Source organism: Arthrobacter sp. TS-15 (assembly GCF_006964045.1).
Lineage (GTDB): Bacteria > Actinomycetota > Actinomycetes > Actinomycetales > Micrococcaceae > Arthrobacter.
The window spans coordinates 1-1,295 of sequence record NZ_SDXQ01000087.1 but is presented as its reverse complement, the minus strand read 5'-3'; the positions used below and the strand labels follow the sequence as shown (position 1 = coordinate 1,295).

The following is a 1,295-nucleotide window of genomic DNA, read 5'->3' as shown; positions in this document are numbered from 1 at the left end:
CTAGTCTCGTGGGCTCGGGTCCGAAGACCTTCTCGACCGAGCCGGGGAAGTCGGTGTTGAGCGCGCCCTTCTGGCCGCCGGCTATCAGCTCCTTGTCCTTGAAGAGCTTGCCGAGGGTGGTGAGGGCCTCGATCACGGTCGGGTCGGTCCACTTGATCTTGTGGGCGGCCAGGGCGTCGTACTTCTCAGGGCCTGCCTGCGAGAGGTAGACGTTCTCGAACCAGTCGGTGAGGGTCCAGCCGTCCTGTCCGGCGACGGAGAAGGCCGCGAGGCCCGACTCCGAGACGGTCTGCCCGGCCTTGAGCATGGCGTCGTACGTCGTCGGTGTCTTGACGCCCGCCTCGTCGAGGGCGTCGGGGCTGTACCAGACGGTCGACTTGTGGGCGGCCTTGAAGTAGAGGCCGTACAGGGTGCCGTCGACGCTGCCGTAGTTCTTCCACACGCTCGCGTAGTTGGCGTCGACGGACTTCTGGGCGGTCTTGGAGAGCGGCTTGAGCCAGCCCTCCTTCGCGAACTGCTGGAGCACGCCGACCTGCGGGACCATCACCACGTCGGGGGCGTTGCCGCCCTCGATCTTGCTGCCGACGACCGTGGAGACGTTGTCGCCGGTGGAGGTGAACTGGGTCTTGGCGCCGGTCTTCTCGGTGAACGCGTCCAGGACCTTCTGGAAGTTCTTCTGCTCGCTGCCGGACCAGACACCGGCCACGTTGATCGTCTGGCCGTTGAGCGGCTTGTCGCCGCCGCCCGCCGAGACGTCGCCGCCTCCGCAGGCGGTGGCGCCGAGGGAGAGCGCGAGGGCTATGCAGCTGGTGAGCAGGGTCGTACGTCGTCGCATCATCATTGATGTCCTTCGAGGGCAGGGGGATTGACGGGCAATCAGCCGACGTGGGCGGTGCGGGAGTCGGCGGCTCAGGGGTTGGTGCAGTCGCTGATCCACCAGGCGGCCGTCGAGCCGGGCAGGACGCCGGGCGCGCAGGGGCCGCTGGACAGCAGGGGGGTGCCGGAGACCGGCGCGGGCGTCGGTGCCGTACCGAAGTTGACGGCGCATACGAGGCCGTCGCCGCGGACGAAGGCGAGGACGCCGGGCTGGGTGTCCAGCCAGCGCAGCGCGCCCTCGCCCAACTGGGGCAGTCCGGCCCGCAGTTGGAGTCCGTCTCGGTAGAGGTGCCAGAAGGAGTGGGTGTCGGCGAGGGCGCGGTCGGTGGCGTACTCGGCGAAGTAGGCGGGCTGCGGCAGCCACGGCTTGGCGCTCTCGGCGCCGGAGGTGAAGCCGAACGGCGAGGCGTGTCCCGACC

Annotated in this window: 2 protein-coding genes; both read right to left on the bottom strand. The window is 69.0% G+C overall.

What is annotated here, in order from left to right; all coding sequences use genetic code 11:
- The coding region (locus tag EU811_RS22915) for an ABC transporter substrate-binding protein (protein ID WP_238703547.1) at positions 1-841 on the bottom strand (841 nt) is incomplete at its 3' end.
- 68 nt (positions 842-909) lie between these two features.
- Positions 910-1,295: DUF3459 domain-containing protein (locus EU811_RS22910; RefSeq protein WP_142940549.1), on the bottom strand; the 386-nt coding region annotated here is incomplete at its 5' end.